Here is a 13757-nt window from a genome sequence, read left to right on the forward strand (position 1 = left end):
GCGCGGACGTTGCACGCTCACCTTCCCGCTCAAACCAGGGAAGATCCCAAGGAAACCCATGCGTCACTCGAAATGGCTCGCCGCCGCGCTGCTGATCGGCGCGGCTGGCCTGTCCGCCTGCCAGCGCGCCGAAACCCATGGCGATCAAGCCAAGCCGGCCGCGCCCAAGCTGGGTCGTCAACCGGTTCGCGTCATCGACCGCCTGGATTGTCCGGAAAAGCAGGGCTACCTGAAGCGGATCAGCGTCGCGCCGGACGGCCAGTCGTGCGCCTACGCCACCGATAAGGCGACCGTGGAGCTGCGTCTGGTCAAGCTGACCAGCGGCGACGCCGAGTCGGCCCTGACGCCGATCGAGGCCGAGCTGAAGAGCGTGATGCCGCCTCCTCCGCCGCCGCCCAAGCCCCCCAACGCCAAGAGCAAGGGCCACACCAGCATTCACTTGCCGGGCGTGAATATCGACTCCAACGAGCACGGCGCGGACATTCGCATCGGTCACCTGACCATCAATAGCGACGGCGGCGCGGCCGAGGTGAAGATCAACAAGAACGTCAACTTGTCCGATGACGATCGTAAGAGCGCTGTCGCGGGCGCGGCCAGCGATGACGAGCACGGCGACGGCGACGTGTCGATCAACGCCAGCAACGGCGGGGCCGAGATCAAGGCCCGCAAGGCCGGCGACAATCTGGTGCGCTCGACCTTCATCCTGGCCAACGACAAGGCGCCCAAGGGCTATCGCCTGGCCGGCTACGAGGCGCGCGGCCCCAAGGGCGGCCCGCTAGCCGTCGCGGTCGTCAAGGCCAAGACCCGCGACACCGGCGACCACGACATCTTCAAGGACATGAAGGCCCTGCTGCGACACAACGTCGGCGGCTGATGCTTGATCTATCCAAACGAGACGCCCGCTAGACGGGCGTGACCTCCATCACCTTGTAGGTCAGCGGCTGGCCGCCTTCGTCGGTGACAGTGACATATTCGCCGAGCGCGAAGCGATGCTGGCCCAGCCGATACAGGGGCTCGTCGTCGGTCTCATCCGCGTCGTCGTAGTCGAAGAACCAACGCGCGCCGCGGCGGTTCAGGCGGCCGTCCACCGGGTCCTCGTCGGGGGCGAACCGGCGAACGTCGCAGCGATCCTTGACCTTGGCGTATTCGGCTTCGTCGAGGTGGCCGTCCTCGGTCAGGGGCGCGGTCAGGGCGTAGCCGCGATGGTCGTCGCCGCCGGAGAACTCCGTTCCCGGATTGCGCGCCAAGCGCATGACGATGCGTGAAAGAGACATGGGGCCTCCCTTGTTTTTGTGGTTTCAGAGCATCGCGCGGAAAGTGAATGCCGGTTTTCCGCGAAAGCGATGCGAGACAAAATCTGGCTCAGGCCACGCGCGGCTTGCGCTAGTGCGACAGGAAAAGTGAGGGGCCGTCGCTGTTCAGCAGCGAGCGGGTGGTGCCGCCAAAGATATATTCCTGCAGCCTCGGGTGACCGAACGCGCCGGCCACCAGCAGGCTCGCGCCCACCTCGCGCGCCGCGCCCAGCAGGAGGCCCGCCGCGTCGCTGGAGCCTTCCAGGGCCTTGACCTGCGCCTGGACGCCGCGCGCAGCCAGAAACTCGGCCAGACGGTCCAGGTCGAAAGCCCGCGACGACGCGCCAGCCGCGCCCGCGACAACCACCGAACGGGCCTTCTGAAGCAGAGGCAGCGACGTCCGCATCGCGCGACTGGCCTCCTTGCCGCCATCCCAGGCGACCAGCGCGACCCCGTCGACCTTGAAGCCCTCGCGCGCGACCAGGGTGGGACGCTGCTCGTCAGCGACCAATTGCTGGAAGGACTCGGCCAGAGGCCCCTTGCCGCGCGCGGCGGCGTCATCGAACACCACGACGTCGGACAGGCGGCCTTCCATGGCCAGCCCCGCCCACACGGGCGATTCAAGGCTGATCAGCCGAGAACGCGAATAGCCGGTCTCGGCCACCAGCTTGCCGCAGCTTCTGGAGCCCTCCTGGGCGGCTTCCTTGAGGCTTTCCAGCGCCGTCACCTGGACGCCGCCCATGAACCCCTCGCCCATCCAGGGCATAAGGTCGGCCATGTCGGCGGGCGTATGAACACAGGCCAGTTCGGCCTGAAAGGCGGCCGCCAGGGCCGCGGCGGAGCTCAGAACGCCCTTGTCGGTCGCGGTCCCGGCCAGCGGGACCATGATTCTCGCCCAACTCATGATCGAACTCCCTTTGAGGGCATTTCCACAGATGACGGCGACGACCACATTGATCTTTCTCAATCCATGGGTCAGTCAACCACCTTCACCGCAAGGAACGATCTCGTGGCCAAAGGGCTGCATACCAAGGGCAAGCCGCCCCGCGCATGGCAGAGGATGCTTTCCGGACGACGGCTGGACCTGCTCGATCCGTCGCCGATGGACATCGAGATCGAGGACATCGCCCATGGCCTAGCCCGCGTCGCGCGCTGGAACGGTCAGACGGTCGGCGATCACGGCTTCTCGGTGGCGCAGCACAGCTTGGTGGTCGAGGAGATCGCCGCGCACATCAAGCCGGACCTGGAGCCGCGCTGGCGTCTGGCCGCCCTGCTGCATGACGCCAGCGAATATGTCATCGGTGATATGATCAGCCCGTTCAAGGCGGCGCTGGGCATGAGCTACAAGGACTTCGAGGCCAGGTTGGAGGACGCGATCCACATTCGTTTCGGCCTGCCGGTGAAGACGCCCGCGCCGATCAAGAAGCTGATCAAGCAGGCCGATCGCGCCTGCGCCTTCTTCGAGGCGACGCAATTGGCGGGTTTCGAGCACGCTGAATCCCTGGCCATCTTCGGCGCGCCGCCGGCCGGCTATGACCTGCGCATCACCCCGCTGCCGCCGTTCGAGGCCCAGGCGCGATATGTCCAACGCTTCCACGTGCTGTCGCGCGCGGCGGGTTACGAGAGCGCCCCTGGCGCGGCGTTCGAAACCGAATGAACGCCTCCGTCGTCATCGGTTTGTCGGCGGTGGTCGTGGCGATCCGCGACGGCGAGGCCGTGGTCCTGACCGTGCGACCGCACGACGCCGTCACCGATGTCGCCTCCCCGCTCTCGGGCCTGCCGTTCGGCCCCTTCGATCCGGAGGCGCACCGCACTTTCGAGCTTGGGCTGCGAGCCTTCGTGACCCAGCAGACTCGTTTCCAGCTGGGCTATGTCGAACAGCTCTACACCTTTGGCGACAAGGGCCGGGAGGCGCCGCGCGCCGAGGTCGGGGCCGGCGCGGCCCGCGTGGTCTCGGTCGGCTATCTGGGCCTGACGCCCAAGGCCATCGACACCGACGCCCCCGACACGGCCTGGGCCCCCTGGAGCCGGTTCTTCCCTTGGGAGGACTGGCGCAATGGTCGCCCCGCCCTGCTGGACGACGCCATCGCGCCGGCGCTGCGTCGCTGGGCGGGCGAGGACGCGGCCCGATGGTCGCGCGCCCGCCTCGCCTTCGCCCTGGACGGCGCCCCTTGGAACGAGGAGCGGGTGCTGGAGCGCTACGAGCTGCTCTACGAGGCGGGCCTGGCCCCCGAGGCCGCCCGCGACGCCGCCCGCGCCGAGGGCCATGATCCGGCCGAGCCCAAGGCCCTTTCGGCCGCCCTGGGCGAGCCGATGATCTCGGACCACCGGCGCATCCTGGCCACCGGCCTGTCGCGCCTGCGCGGCAAGATCAAGTACCGCCCCGTGGTGTTCGAGTTGACGCCCGAGGAATTCACCCTGTCGACCCTGCAGCGCACGGTCGAGGCCATCGCCGGGGTGCCGCTGCACAAGCAGAACTTCCGTCGCGTGGTCGAGCGCGAGGAACTGGTCGAGGGCTTGGGACGCCTGGACGCCGAGACCGGCGGCCGCCCGGCCGAGCTGTTCCGCTTCCGCAGGGAAATGCTGGCGACGCGCCAGGCTACGGGTCTCTCGCTACCGCTATTGCGCGACTAGAGAGTCAGGGGCCTGGCGAGTTCAGCCCAGCTCCTCGGCTTGCAGAATGCGCATGACCGGCGGCTTGACGGCGAGCTTTCCCATCTGCGCCGCGAACTGCTTCGAGGCGTCGACCGCGAAGTGCGCGCGCAGGGCGGTCATGTCCGACCAGACCTCGACAAATTGCAGGAGGTTTGGTCGCCCGACCGCCTGAAAGCACTCGTGGGAAATACACCCGGACTCTTCACGCGAGCGCGCGCAATGCTCGAGCGCCACCCGCAACGCCAAGTCCAGGCTCTCAGGCTGAACATCGACCGAACCAAGAATAACAATCAAATTCAGCCCCTAGATCCGCTGATCCGTTGAGTCCGCCCCCACCCGCGCCCGCCATTTGGCCTTGAGCGTATGCGAGGTGTCGCGCGAGCCGTCCGGGCTCCAGCCGGGCGGGCCGAAGATGTAGCCCAGCGCGTGACGCGGCGATCCCGTCACGTCCTTGGCGATGCCGATCCACTCGTGGAAAACATTGTGCAGAAGATTGAAATTGCCCAGGTTCTTCACCGTGCCATAGCGGCAGGGCTCCTCGTCGACCTCCGGGATGAAGGTCCCGAACATCCGATCCCAGATGATCAGGATCCCGGCATAGTTGGCGTCCAGATAGCGGGCGTTGCGGGCGTGGTGCACGCGGTGATGCGAGGGCGTGTTGAACACCGCCTCGAACCAGCCAGGCATCCGCTTGATCGCCTCGGTGTGAATCCAGAACTGGTAGACGAGGCTGATCCCCTTCTGGATCGCCACCATGGCCGGCGGGAAGCCTAGGAAGGACAGCGGCAGCCACAGAAGCCAGGTGCCCGCGACGCCGCCGGTCCAGGTCTGCCGCAGGGCGGTCGAGAGGTTGTAGTGGGTCGAGGTGTGGTGGTTGACGTGGCTGGCCCACCAGACGCGCCGCTCGTGCGCCAGGCGATGGAACCAGTAGTAGGTCAGGTCCTCCAGCAGGAAGACGGCGATCCAGGCCCAGACCGCGTTCATCGGGATCGTGAAGAGACGGTGCTGATAGACCCAGACCGTCGTGGCGAAGATCACGCCGCCGAACAGCGCGCCGGCGATCGTGCTGCCCAGACCCATGGTCAGCGACGTGGCCGTATCGCGCACCTCGTAGTGGGCCCTGGCCTTGCCGAAGCGGCCCAGCAGGATCTCCAGAACGATCGCTAGAATGAAAAACGGGATGGCCAGCTGGACTGGGTCGAAGGGCGCTTTGAGCATCAGGCGAACTCTCTGGGCGGCCAGACATCGTCCTTGACTGCGAGGACGGGACGGGCGTCGGACAGGCGCGGCCTTACCCGGCCGTTGATTGGCTTCAGGCTGGCGATCGCGCTCCACGGCAGGTCTCGCGCGACGTAACCGTCGCCCCGCCGGTACAGCACCAAGGCCGCGTCGCCATCGCGCGCGATCACGGCCGCGCCATCGGCGGAAATCCAGACCCTGTCGGGCCGCTGATCGGGAAATTCGAGCGCCAGCAATGCCCGGGCCGACTCGGCGTCCAGCGGCGGCGTCGGCCGCGCCACGCCCATCCAGGCCGTGAACCCCACGAGCACAGCGATACCGGCCGCGGAGCCGCCCAGCTGAATCAACAGCGCCTTGTCCAAGACCGACGCATCCCCCCGATAACTTATTGCCGTTCAGATTGACGATCCAGGCCCGGGCGTCAAGCGCGAGCCCCGGGCTTTACCAACACCACCGGCCTTGGCTATCCTCCCCTAGGGTTGAGCGCGCCGCCTCGGCGTCGCCAAAAGGGGAAGTGTGATGAGCTTGATGCTTGAGCCGCTACGCAAGTTCGCGGCGTTCGAAGGCCGGGCCAGGCGGTCGGAGTACTGGCTGTTCGCGCTCTTCCAGCTGCTGGTGACCGCCGGCTTCTTCATCATTGCTTCGGTCGCCTATGGGACGACGAGCGGTCGACAGGATGGACCCGTGGCTATCCTCGTTGGCCTGTTCACCCTGTTGGCGCTGCTCTTCTTCATCGCTCTGATCATTCCGGCGCTCGCCGTCACGGTCCGGCGCCTGCATGACACGGACAAATCGGGGTGGTGGCTGCTGATCAGCTTCATCCCCTTCGGCAGCTTCGTGATCCTGATCTTCACGCTTCTGGACAGCACGCCTGGCCCGAACCGCTATGGCGAGGATCCCAAGGGCCGCCCCGGTCCGCCCGGCGCCGGCCAGGTGATCCACAATCACTACTACGCGGCCGCGCCCGCGACGCCGGATCAGCCGACCATCATTAGTTGATCCCGCCCAAGCAAACGGCGCGCCCCGCGAGAGGCGCGCCGTCTTCGCTTCGAGCCGACGCCTAGAACTTGCGGACGTAGCCGAGCGACACCGTGTTCGAGCTCAGGTCGCTCTTGGTGTACTCGGACTTGGTCCAGTCGGCGCGGATGCCATTCTTGTCGTCGATCTTGTACTGGGCGCCGACGCCATAGTTCCAGCTGTCATGGCTGCCGTCGAAGTCGGTGGCGGCCGGATTGTTGGTGCTGAACTTCGTCGACCCATAGCCGACGCGGCCCAGAAGATCGAGGTTCTGGGTCACCGGCAGGTAGCCGACGGCATAGGCCGCTACCTGGTGCTCCATCTTCACATGAGCGGGACCGCCCGGGGTGTAGACGGTATCGCCATCGACGCCGCCAGCGGCTTCGGCTTCAATGCCAAAATTAGGCGTAAACTTGGCGCCCACGCGCCCTTGAATAGCGCCGGTGTCGGCACCTCGGGTCCGAGTTTGGTCATAATTCAGAGAGCCGTAGACCTCCGTCGAATTCTGGGCCTGAGCCATGAGCGGGGCCGCGAGAACCGAACCGGCGACCAGGGTAGTGGCGATGAGAGTCTTCATTGTTGAACTCCTATGCTACGCGTACTCTTCAGCTCCCTCAGCCAGCCTAGAGCTATGCGGATAACGCGGCGGGCGTGGGGCGGTTCACGGCCGGGTTAAAGGCCATTGCGTGTCGAGGCCCCAAAGCCACGGGGATGACGGTGCCGCCATCCATGCTATCTACGGGTCAAACAAACGTCAGAACGCGGGCTCCTAGGCCCGCGCGCATCATCGGGACCGTCGCCTTGCCGCAAGCCGTCATCGCCGCCACGGGGCTGTACACCCCGCCTCACAGCATTTCGAACGCCGAGCTGGTCGAGGCCTTCAACACCTTCGTCGAGCGCTTCAACGCCGCCAACGCCGAGGCCATCGCGGCCGGCGAGGTGGTCGCCCTGGCCCCCTCCTCGCCCGAGTTCATCGAGAAGGCCTCCGGCATCAAGGCGCGCTTCGTGATGAACAAGGACGGCATCGTCGATCCGGAGGTCATGCGTCCGATCATTCCCGAGCGTCCCAACGAGGAGATTTCCATCCTCGCCGAAATGGCGGTCGAGGCGGCCAAGGACGCCATCGCCCGCTGGGGCAAGCCCGTGTCCGAGATCGGCGCGGTGATCTGCGCGGCCTCGAACATGCAGCGCCCCTATCCGGCCATGGCCATCGAGGTGCAGCAGGCGCTGGGCATCGACGGCTTCGCCTTCGACATGAACGTGGCCTGTTCGTCGGCCACCTTCGGCATCAAGACCGCCGCCGACTTCGTCGCCACCGGCAGCGCCAAGGCCGTGCTGATGGTCAATCCCGAGATCTGCTCGGGCCACCTGAACTTCAAGGACCGCGACAGCCATTTCATCTTCGGCGACGTGGCCACGGCGGTGATCGTCGAGGACGCGGACCTGGCCAAGGGCGGCTGGGAAATCCTGGGCACGCGCCTGAAGACCGTGTTCTCCAACAATATCCGCAACAACTTCGGCTTCCTGAACCGCGCCGCGCCGGAAGGCGTCGGCGCCAAGGACAAGCTGTTCGTCCAGGAAGGCCGGAAGGTGTTCCGCGAGGTCGTGCCGATGGTCAGCGAGATGATCATCGAACACGCCGCCGACCTGGGCGTCGACCCGACCGGCCTGAAGCGCCTGTGGCTGCACCAGGCCAATATCAACATGAACGAGATGATCGGTCGCAAGGTGCTGGGCCGCGACCCCGCTCCTGGCGAGAACGTGATCATCCTGGACGAGTACGCCAATACCAGCTCGGCCGGCTCGATCATCGCCTTCCATTCGGCCAATGACGATTTCGCCGCCGGCGAAACCGGCCTGATCTGCAGCTTCGGCGCGGGCTATTCGGCCGGCACGGTATTCGTGCGCAAGCGCTAGAGGGGCCCAAGCCTTCCATCGGCGCGACACCGATGGAAGGCGTTCGGGCTCAGGCCTTGGCCAGCTTGGACAGCGCGGTCAGGATCTTCTCGGCCGCGTCGAGCCGCTGGGCCGGCGTGTCCCACTCGCCCTTGACCACGACCTTCTGGTCGGGCCGCGCCTTCCAGATCAGGCTGTTCTTGGCCACGAACTGAACCAGCGCCAGCGGGTTGGCGAATTCGTCGTTGCGGAAGGCCACGACCGCGCCCTTGGGACCGACGTCGATCTTGGCGACATTAGCCTCGCGGCATAGCCCCTTGATCGCCACGACCTTGAGCAACGAGTCGGTCTCGGGCGGCAGCGGGCCGAAGCGATCGATCATCTCGGCGGCCAGGGCCTCGCGGTCGGCGGCCTGCTCGGCTTCCGACAGACGGCGATAGAGCGACAGGCGCACATTCAGGTCGGGCACATAGTCGTCCGGGATCATCACGGCCGCGCCGGTATTGATCTGCGGCGACCAGCCCCGGTCTTCCAGCAGGGCTTCCTGGCCCTGCCGCTGCTTCAGCTCCGCGACCGCGTCCTCCAGCATCTGCTGATAGAGCTCGACCCCGATCTCCTTGATATGGCCGCTTTGCTCGTCGCCCAGAAGGTTGCCGCCGCCGCGTTGGTCGAGATCGTGGCTGGCCAGCTGGAAGCCGGCGCCCAGGCTGTCCAGCGACTGCAGCACCTGCAGGCGCTTTTCCGCCGACAGGGTCAGCGACTTCTCGACCGGCGTGGTCAGATAGGCGTAGGCGCGCGCCTTGGAGCGGCCGACCCGGCCCCGGATCTGGTAGAGCTGGGCCAGGCCGAACATGTCGGCGCGGTGGACGATCAGCGTGTTGGCCGAGGGAATATCCAGCCCGCTTTCCACGATCGTCGTCGCAAGAAGCACGTCGTACTGGCCCTCGTAGAAGGCCGTCATCACGTCTTCCAGCTGGGTGGCCGCCATCTGGCCATGGCCGACGACGTACTTCACTTCCGGCACATGGACGCGCAGGAACTTCTCGATGTCCTCCAGGTCCTTGATGCGCGGCACCACGTAGTAGGACTGGCCGCCACGGTACTTCTCGCGCAGCAGGGCTTCGCGCAGCGTCACAGGATCGAACGGGCTGATGTAGGTGCGCACCGCCAGGCGATCGACCGGCGGCGTGGCGATGATCGACATCTCCCGGATGCCCGACAGCGCCATTTGCAGGGTGCGCGGGATCGGCGTGGCGGTCAGGGTCAGCATGTGCACGTCGGCGCGAAGCTCCTTGAGCTTCTCCTTGTGCTTGACGCCGAAGTGCTGCTCCTCGTCGACGATGACCAGGCCCAGGTCCTTGAACGACACCTGTTTGGACAGAATGGCGTGGGTGCCGACCACGATCTCCAGGCTGCCGTCGGCCAAGCCGGCGCGGGTGTCGGCGGCTTCCTTGCCGGTGACCAGGCGCGACAGACGCGTGACCTTCACGGGCCAGCCCTGGAAACGGTCCTTGAAGGTCTTGTAGTGCTGGCGGGCCAAGAGGGTCGTTGGGCAGACCACGGCCACCTGCTTGCCGCTCATCGCCACCACGAAGGCCGCGCGGAGCGCCACCTCGGTCTTGCCAAAGCCGACGTCCCCGCAGATCAGGCGATCCATCGGCTTGCCGGACGCCAAGTCCTCCAGCACGTCGTGGATGGCGTTCAGCTGGTCGTCCGTCTCCTCGTAGGGGAAGCGGGCGCAGAACTCGTCGAACACGCCCGACGGCGGATCGGTCTCCTCGACATGCTTGAGTTGGCGCGCGGCGGCGATCTGGATCAGGCCCTCGGCCATGACCCGCAGACGCTCGCGCGCCTTGGCCTTGCGCCCCTGCCAGGCCGCGCCGCCCAGCTTGTCCAGCTGGACGTTGTCGGCGTCGGCCGCGCCGTAACGGGTCAGGAGGTCGATATTCTCGACCGGCAGATAGAGCTTGGCCTCGCCGCCGTAGAGCAGGTCCAGGCAGTCGTGTGGCGCGCCCTGCACGTCGAGCGTCTTCAGGCCCTCGTAGCGGCCGATGCCGTGATCGATGTGGACGACCAGATCGCCCGGCGTCAGCGCCGAAGCCTCGGCCAGGAAGTTGGCGGCGCGGCGCTTCTTGCGCGGCCGCGCCAGGCGGTCGCCCAGGATGTCGGTCTCTGAAATGACCGCCAGGCTGTCGGTCTCGAAGCCGTGGTCCAGCGGCAGCACGACCCGCTGCGGAACCTTGGGGTCATTGGCCTTGGCCGCCTGCCAGTAGCCGGCATACGGGATCTTCTTCAGACCATGATCGCCCAGCATGGTCCCCAGGCGCTCGGACGAGCCCTCGGACCACGAGGCGAACAGCACGCGTTTTCCTCTGCCCGCGAGATCGCGGGCGTGGGCCGCGGTGGCCTCGAACAGGTTGACGCTGTCCTGGGCGCGTTCGGCGGCGAAGACCCGGCCCAGCTTCGCGCCCATGTCGACGACGTCCAGCCCCTGCGGCTGGAACGGCGTGAAGCGACGGTTCGGGCGATCGGCGATCTCCCGCTCCCACTCCTCCACCGTCAGATACAGCGCCTCGGGCGGCAGAGGGCGGTACGAGGATTTGCGATCGGCCTGCGACCGCGCCTCATAGGCGTCCAGGATCATCGACAGGCGCTCGTCCCGCGCCTCGGTCGCCTGGTGGTCGACGCCGATCAGGGCGCCGGCCGGCAGATAGTCGAACAGGCTGGCCATCCGCTCGTAGAACAGCGGCAGCCAGTGCTCCAACCCGGCGCGACGGCCGCCCTCGCTGACGGTGGCGTACAAGGGATCGTCGCCCGGCGCGCCGAACTCGGCGACATAGCCCTTGCGGAACCGCGAGATGCCGTCGGCGTCCAGCAAAGCCTCGCTGACCGGAAGGAGATTGATCTCGGTCAGTTGCTTGGTCGAGCGTTGGGTCTCGGGATCGAAGGCTCGGATGCTTTCCAGCGTGTCGCCGAACAGGTCGAGGCGAACGGGCTCCTCGGCGGCCGGCGGATAGACGTCGATGACGCCGCCGCGGATCGCGAACTCGCCCCGCTCGGAGACGGTGGAGGCGCGGGCGTAGCCGTTGACGGCGAAATAGCGCTCAAGGTCCTTGATATCGACCACGGCGCCAACCTTGGCGCTATAGCTGGCGCGCAGCAGCACATCCTTCGTCGGCACGCGCTGCAACAACGCTGGCGCGGCGATGACCAGCATGGCCGGCTTGCCGTCGCCCAGGCCTCTGGCCAGGCGCGACAAGGTCGCCATCCGCGTGGCCGAGACGCCCGACGACGGGCCAATGCGGTCATAGGGAAGGCAGTCCCACGACGGCATCGGCACGGCCTCGATCTCGGGCGCGAAAAACTTCAGGGCGTCGACGAACGCGTTGGCGCGCGCGGTGTCGCGGGCCACGAACGCGGTCAGGCCGCCCCGCGCCCGGGCGATGTCGGCCATCACCAGCGCGTCGAAGCCTTCCGGCGCGCCGGCGAGGGTCAGGCCGCCGGCGGCCTTGGCGATCTGTTTGGCGTCGTAGGCCATCGGGTCTCTTGATCTAAAGGGTCAGGCGCCGTCGCCGGCGGGGCGCGCGGCGTGCGCCTGGAACCTGAACGCGCGGATCATCGCCATGACGTCCGTCTCGAACCGTTCGGGCGTGGGTTCCTGGCCGACGATCCAGGCGTAGATCTCGCGGTCCGACTGTTCCAGCAGGGTTTCCAAGGTGTCGAACTGCTCGGGCGTCAGGCTCGGGCCATGGATGTCCGCGAACGGCCCTAGGATCAGGTCCGCTTCCCGGAAACCGCGATGCCAGGCGCGGAACCGAAGGCGCCGGAGGCGGGAGTCGTGGTCGATGCTCATGTGTCGGCGGATATAGAGCGAGCATCGACGCGGCGCCAGCGCCACGGCGTTTTCAGGTCCGGACAGTCGTTCCGAGCAAAGCTCCGAATACCCCCTATCGCCTTGTGGAGATTGACTTTGCCGACTTTCGGCCTATTTATCCCCAACTTCGGAGCAGGTCTGGCGAATCCGCGCCGCCCGCTCGCCCAAGCACGGGCGGCTCCGGATCAGACCAGCGTGTAATGACCGAATTTTCCGACCTCGGGCTTTCGCCCACGACCCTGCAGGCGGTCGCCGACACCGGCTATACCACCGCGACCCCCATTCAAGCCCAGGCCATTCCGGTCGCCCTCGCGGGCCAGGACGTCCTCGGCATCGCCCAGACGGGCACCGGCAAGACCGCCGCCTTCACCCTTCCGATGGTCGATCGCCTCGCCTCGGGCCGCGCCAAGGCCCGCATGCCGCGCGCCCTGGTCATCGCCCCGACCCGCGAACTGGCCGACCAGGTCGCCGCCAGCTTCGAGAAATACGCCAAGGGCACCAAGCTCTCTTGGGCGCTGCTGATCGGCGGCGTCTCGTTCGGCGACCAGGAAAAGAAGCTGGACCGCGGCGTCGACGTGCTGATCGCCACGCCCGGCCGCCTGCTCGACCACTTCGAGCGCGGCAAGCTCCTGATGACCGGCGTGCAGATGATGGTGGTCGACGAGGCCGACCGGATGCTCGACATGGGCTTCATCCCCGACATCGAGCGCATCTTCAAGCTGACGCCGCCGAAGAAGCAGACCCTGTTCTTCTCGGCGACCATGCCGCCGGAAATCACCCGCCTGACCAAGCAGTTCCTGCGCGACCCGGTCCGGATCGAGGTGGCTCGCCCGGCGACGACCAACGCCAACATCACCCAGCGCCTGGTCAAGGTGCCCTCCTCCGATCCCAAGGCCAAGCGACTGGCTCTGCGGGCGTTGATCGAGAAGGCCGGCATCGAGACCGGCATCGTCTTCTGCAACCGCAAGACCGAGGTCGACATCGTCGCCAAGTCGCTGAAGGTGCACGGTTTCGACGCCGCCCCGATCCATGGCGACCTCGACCAGACCCAGCGGATGAAGACCCTCGCGGACTTCCGTTCGGGCGCGCTGAAAATCCTGGTGGCCTCCGACGTCGCCGCGCGCGGCCTGGATATTCCGGCGGTCAGCCACGTCTTCAACTACGACGTCCCGCACCACGCCGACGACTATGTGCACCGGATCGGCCGCACGGGCCGCGCTGGCCGCACCGGCGAAGCCTACATGCTGGTGACGCCGTCCGACGACAAGGGCTTCGACAAGGTCATCAAGCTGATCGGCTCGACGCCCGAGGAAGAGAAGCTGGATCTCGACTACTCGAACGCCGTCACGGTCAAGCGCGAGGGCGACCGCGATCGCAAGCGCGGCGGCCGTGATCGCGGCGACCGGGAAGAACGTGGCGGCCGCGGCCGTCGCGGGCGCTCCGAGGACGCCGCCGAGACGCCCACCGAAGTCGCCGCCGACGCGCCGGAAGCTCTTGAGGAGCGTCCGGTCCGCGAACGCAGGCCGCGCCGCGACCGCGAGCCGCGCGAGCCGAGAACGGTCGCTCCGACCCCGATCGAGGCCGAACCGCGCGCCGCCCGTCCCGAGCGCCCCGAACGTCCCGTGCGCGGCGTCCAACCGGTCCGGGACCGCGACGACGACGATCGCCGCGTGGTCGGCTTCGGCGCCGACATCCCGGCTTTCCTGGCCCGCCCCACGCCGGGCGTCGCGAAGGCCAATACCGACAACTGAGGCTCTCCAGCCCCACGAACGTCAAAGGCGCCG

General features: G+C 67.0%; 14 protein-coding genes. 6 read left to right on the top strand and 8 right to left on the bottom strand.

Annotation, left to right across the window (positions count from 1 at the left end; all coding sequences use genetic code 11):
• The first annotated feature begins 58 nt into the window (after positions 1-58).
• The gene (locus FCU40_RS08405) at positions 59-874 is read left to right on the top strand and encodes a hypothetical protein (protein ID WP_168074319.1); all 816 of its coding nucleotides are present in this window, start codon (positions 59-61) and stop codon (positions 872-874) included.
• A gap of 28 nt (positions 875-902) precedes the next feature.
• Here the strand turns inward: FCU40_RS08405 and FCU40_RS08410 are convergent, their stop codons facing one another.
• Together FCU40_RS08410 and FCU40_RS08415 are read right to left on the bottom strand one after the other, a co-directional pair.
• Positions 903-1274 carry a hypothetical protein gene (locus tag FCU40_RS08410; RefSeq protein ID WP_004615304.1) on the bottom strand — a complete coding sequence of 124 codons (372 nt, stop codon included), beginning with the start codon at positions 1272-1274 and terminating at the stop codon, positions 903-905.
• A gap of 109 nt (positions 1275-1383) precedes the next feature.
• Positions 1384-2196, bottom strand: coding sequence for a universal stress protein (locus FCU40_RS08415; protein ID WP_004615303.1), 813 nt, complete (start codon positions 2194-2196; stop codon positions 1384-1386).
• A 105-nt stretch (positions 2197-2301) separates the two neighbouring features.
• Between FCU40_RS08415 and FCU40_RS08420 the strand changes: the two genes are divergently transcribed.
• Positions 2302-2949 (top strand): HD family hydrolase, encoded by a 648-nt coding sequence (locus tag FCU40_RS08420; RefSeq protein WP_004615302.1) that lies wholly within the window; start codon positions 2302-2304, stop codon positions 2947-2949.
• Entirely contained in the window at positions 2946-3926 is a 981-nt protein-coding gene (locus FCU40_RS08425) for an NAD regulator (protein ID WP_168074320.1), read from the top strand. Before FCU40_RS08420 ends, FCU40_RS08425 begins: the two co-directional genes overlap by 4 nt.
• A 21-nt stretch (positions 3927-3947) precedes the next feature.
• Here FCU40_RS08425 and FCU40_RS08430 read toward each other — a convergent pair whose 3' ends face one another.
• The 3 genes from FCU40_RS08430 to FCU40_RS08440 are packed head-to-tail and all read right to left on the bottom strand — an operon-like array spanning position 3948 to position 5548.
• On the bottom strand, positions 3948-4241 hold the full coding sequence (locus FCU40_RS08430; protein WP_168074321.1) for a putative quinol monooxygenase: 294 nt from the start codon (positions 4239-4241) through the stop codon (positions 3948-3950).
• Positions 4242-4250: 9 nt separating this feature from the next.
• The gene (locus tag FCU40_RS08435) at positions 4251-5165 is read right to left on the bottom strand and encodes a sterol desaturase family protein (protein WP_168074322.1); all 915 of its coding nucleotides are present in this window, start codon (positions 5163-5165) and stop codon (positions 4251-4253) included.
• Positions 5165-5548 carry a hypothetical protein gene (locus tag FCU40_RS08440; protein ID WP_004615297.1) on the bottom strand — a complete coding sequence of 128 codons (384 nt, stop codon included), beginning with the start codon at positions 5546-5548 and terminating at the stop codon, positions 5165-5167. The genes FCU40_RS08435 and FCU40_RS08440 overlap by 1 nt, the downstream gene beginning before the upstream one ends.
• A 157-nt stretch (positions 5549-5705) precedes the next feature.
• On the opposite strand from FCU40_RS08440, the gene FCU40_RS08445 reads away from it, so the two are divergent.
• A complete protein-coding gene (locus FCU40_RS08445) occupies positions 5706-6185 on the top strand; it encodes a DUF805 domain-containing protein (protein ID WP_168074324.1) in 480 nt (159 codons plus the stop codon).
• Between the two features lie 61 nt (positions 6186-6246).
• Here the strand turns inward: FCU40_RS08445 and FCU40_RS08450 are convergent, their stop codons facing one another.
• Entirely contained in the window at positions 6247-6780 is a 534-nt protein-coding gene (locus FCU40_RS08450; RefSeq protein ID WP_168074326.1) for a porin family protein, read from the bottom strand.
• 224 nt (positions 6781-7004) lie between these two features.
• On the opposite strand from FCU40_RS08450, the gene FCU40_RS08455 reads away from it, so the two are divergent.
• Positions 7005-8120: a beta-ketoacyl-ACP synthase III gene (locus tag FCU40_RS08455; RefSeq protein WP_004615291.1), complete on the top strand. Its 1116-nt coding sequence runs from the start codon at positions 7005-7007 to the stop codon at positions 8118-8120.
• 49 nt (positions 8121-8169) lie between these two features.
• Here FCU40_RS08455 and mfd read toward each other — a convergent pair whose 3' ends face one another.
• Positions 8170-11637, bottom strand: coding sequence for a transcription-repair coupling factor (gene mfd / locus FCU40_RS08460; protein ID WP_168074328.1), 3468 nt, complete (start codon positions 11635-11637; stop codon positions 8170-8172).
• 21 nt (positions 11638-11658) lie between these two features.
• Positions 11659-11952 (bottom strand): succinate dehydrogenase assembly factor 2, encoded by a 294-nt coding sequence (locus FCU40_RS08465; protein WP_168074330.1) that lies wholly within the window; start codon positions 11950-11952, stop codon positions 11659-11661.
• Between the two features lie 221 nt (positions 11953-12173).
• Between FCU40_RS08465 and FCU40_RS08470 the strand changes: the two genes are divergently transcribed.
• On the top strand, positions 12174-13724 hold the full coding sequence (locus FCU40_RS08470) for a DEAD/DEAH box helicase (RefSeq protein WP_168074332.1): 1551 nt from the start codon (positions 12174-12176) through the stop codon (positions 13722-13724).
• Positions 13725-13757 lie beyond the last annotated feature (33 nt).

The sequence above is a fragment of the Caulobacter sp. SSI4214 genome (assembly GCF_012184455.1).
Classification (GTDB): domain Bacteria; phylum Pseudomonadota; class Alphaproteobacteria; order Caulobacterales; family Caulobacteraceae; genus Caulobacter; species Caulobacter vibrioides_E.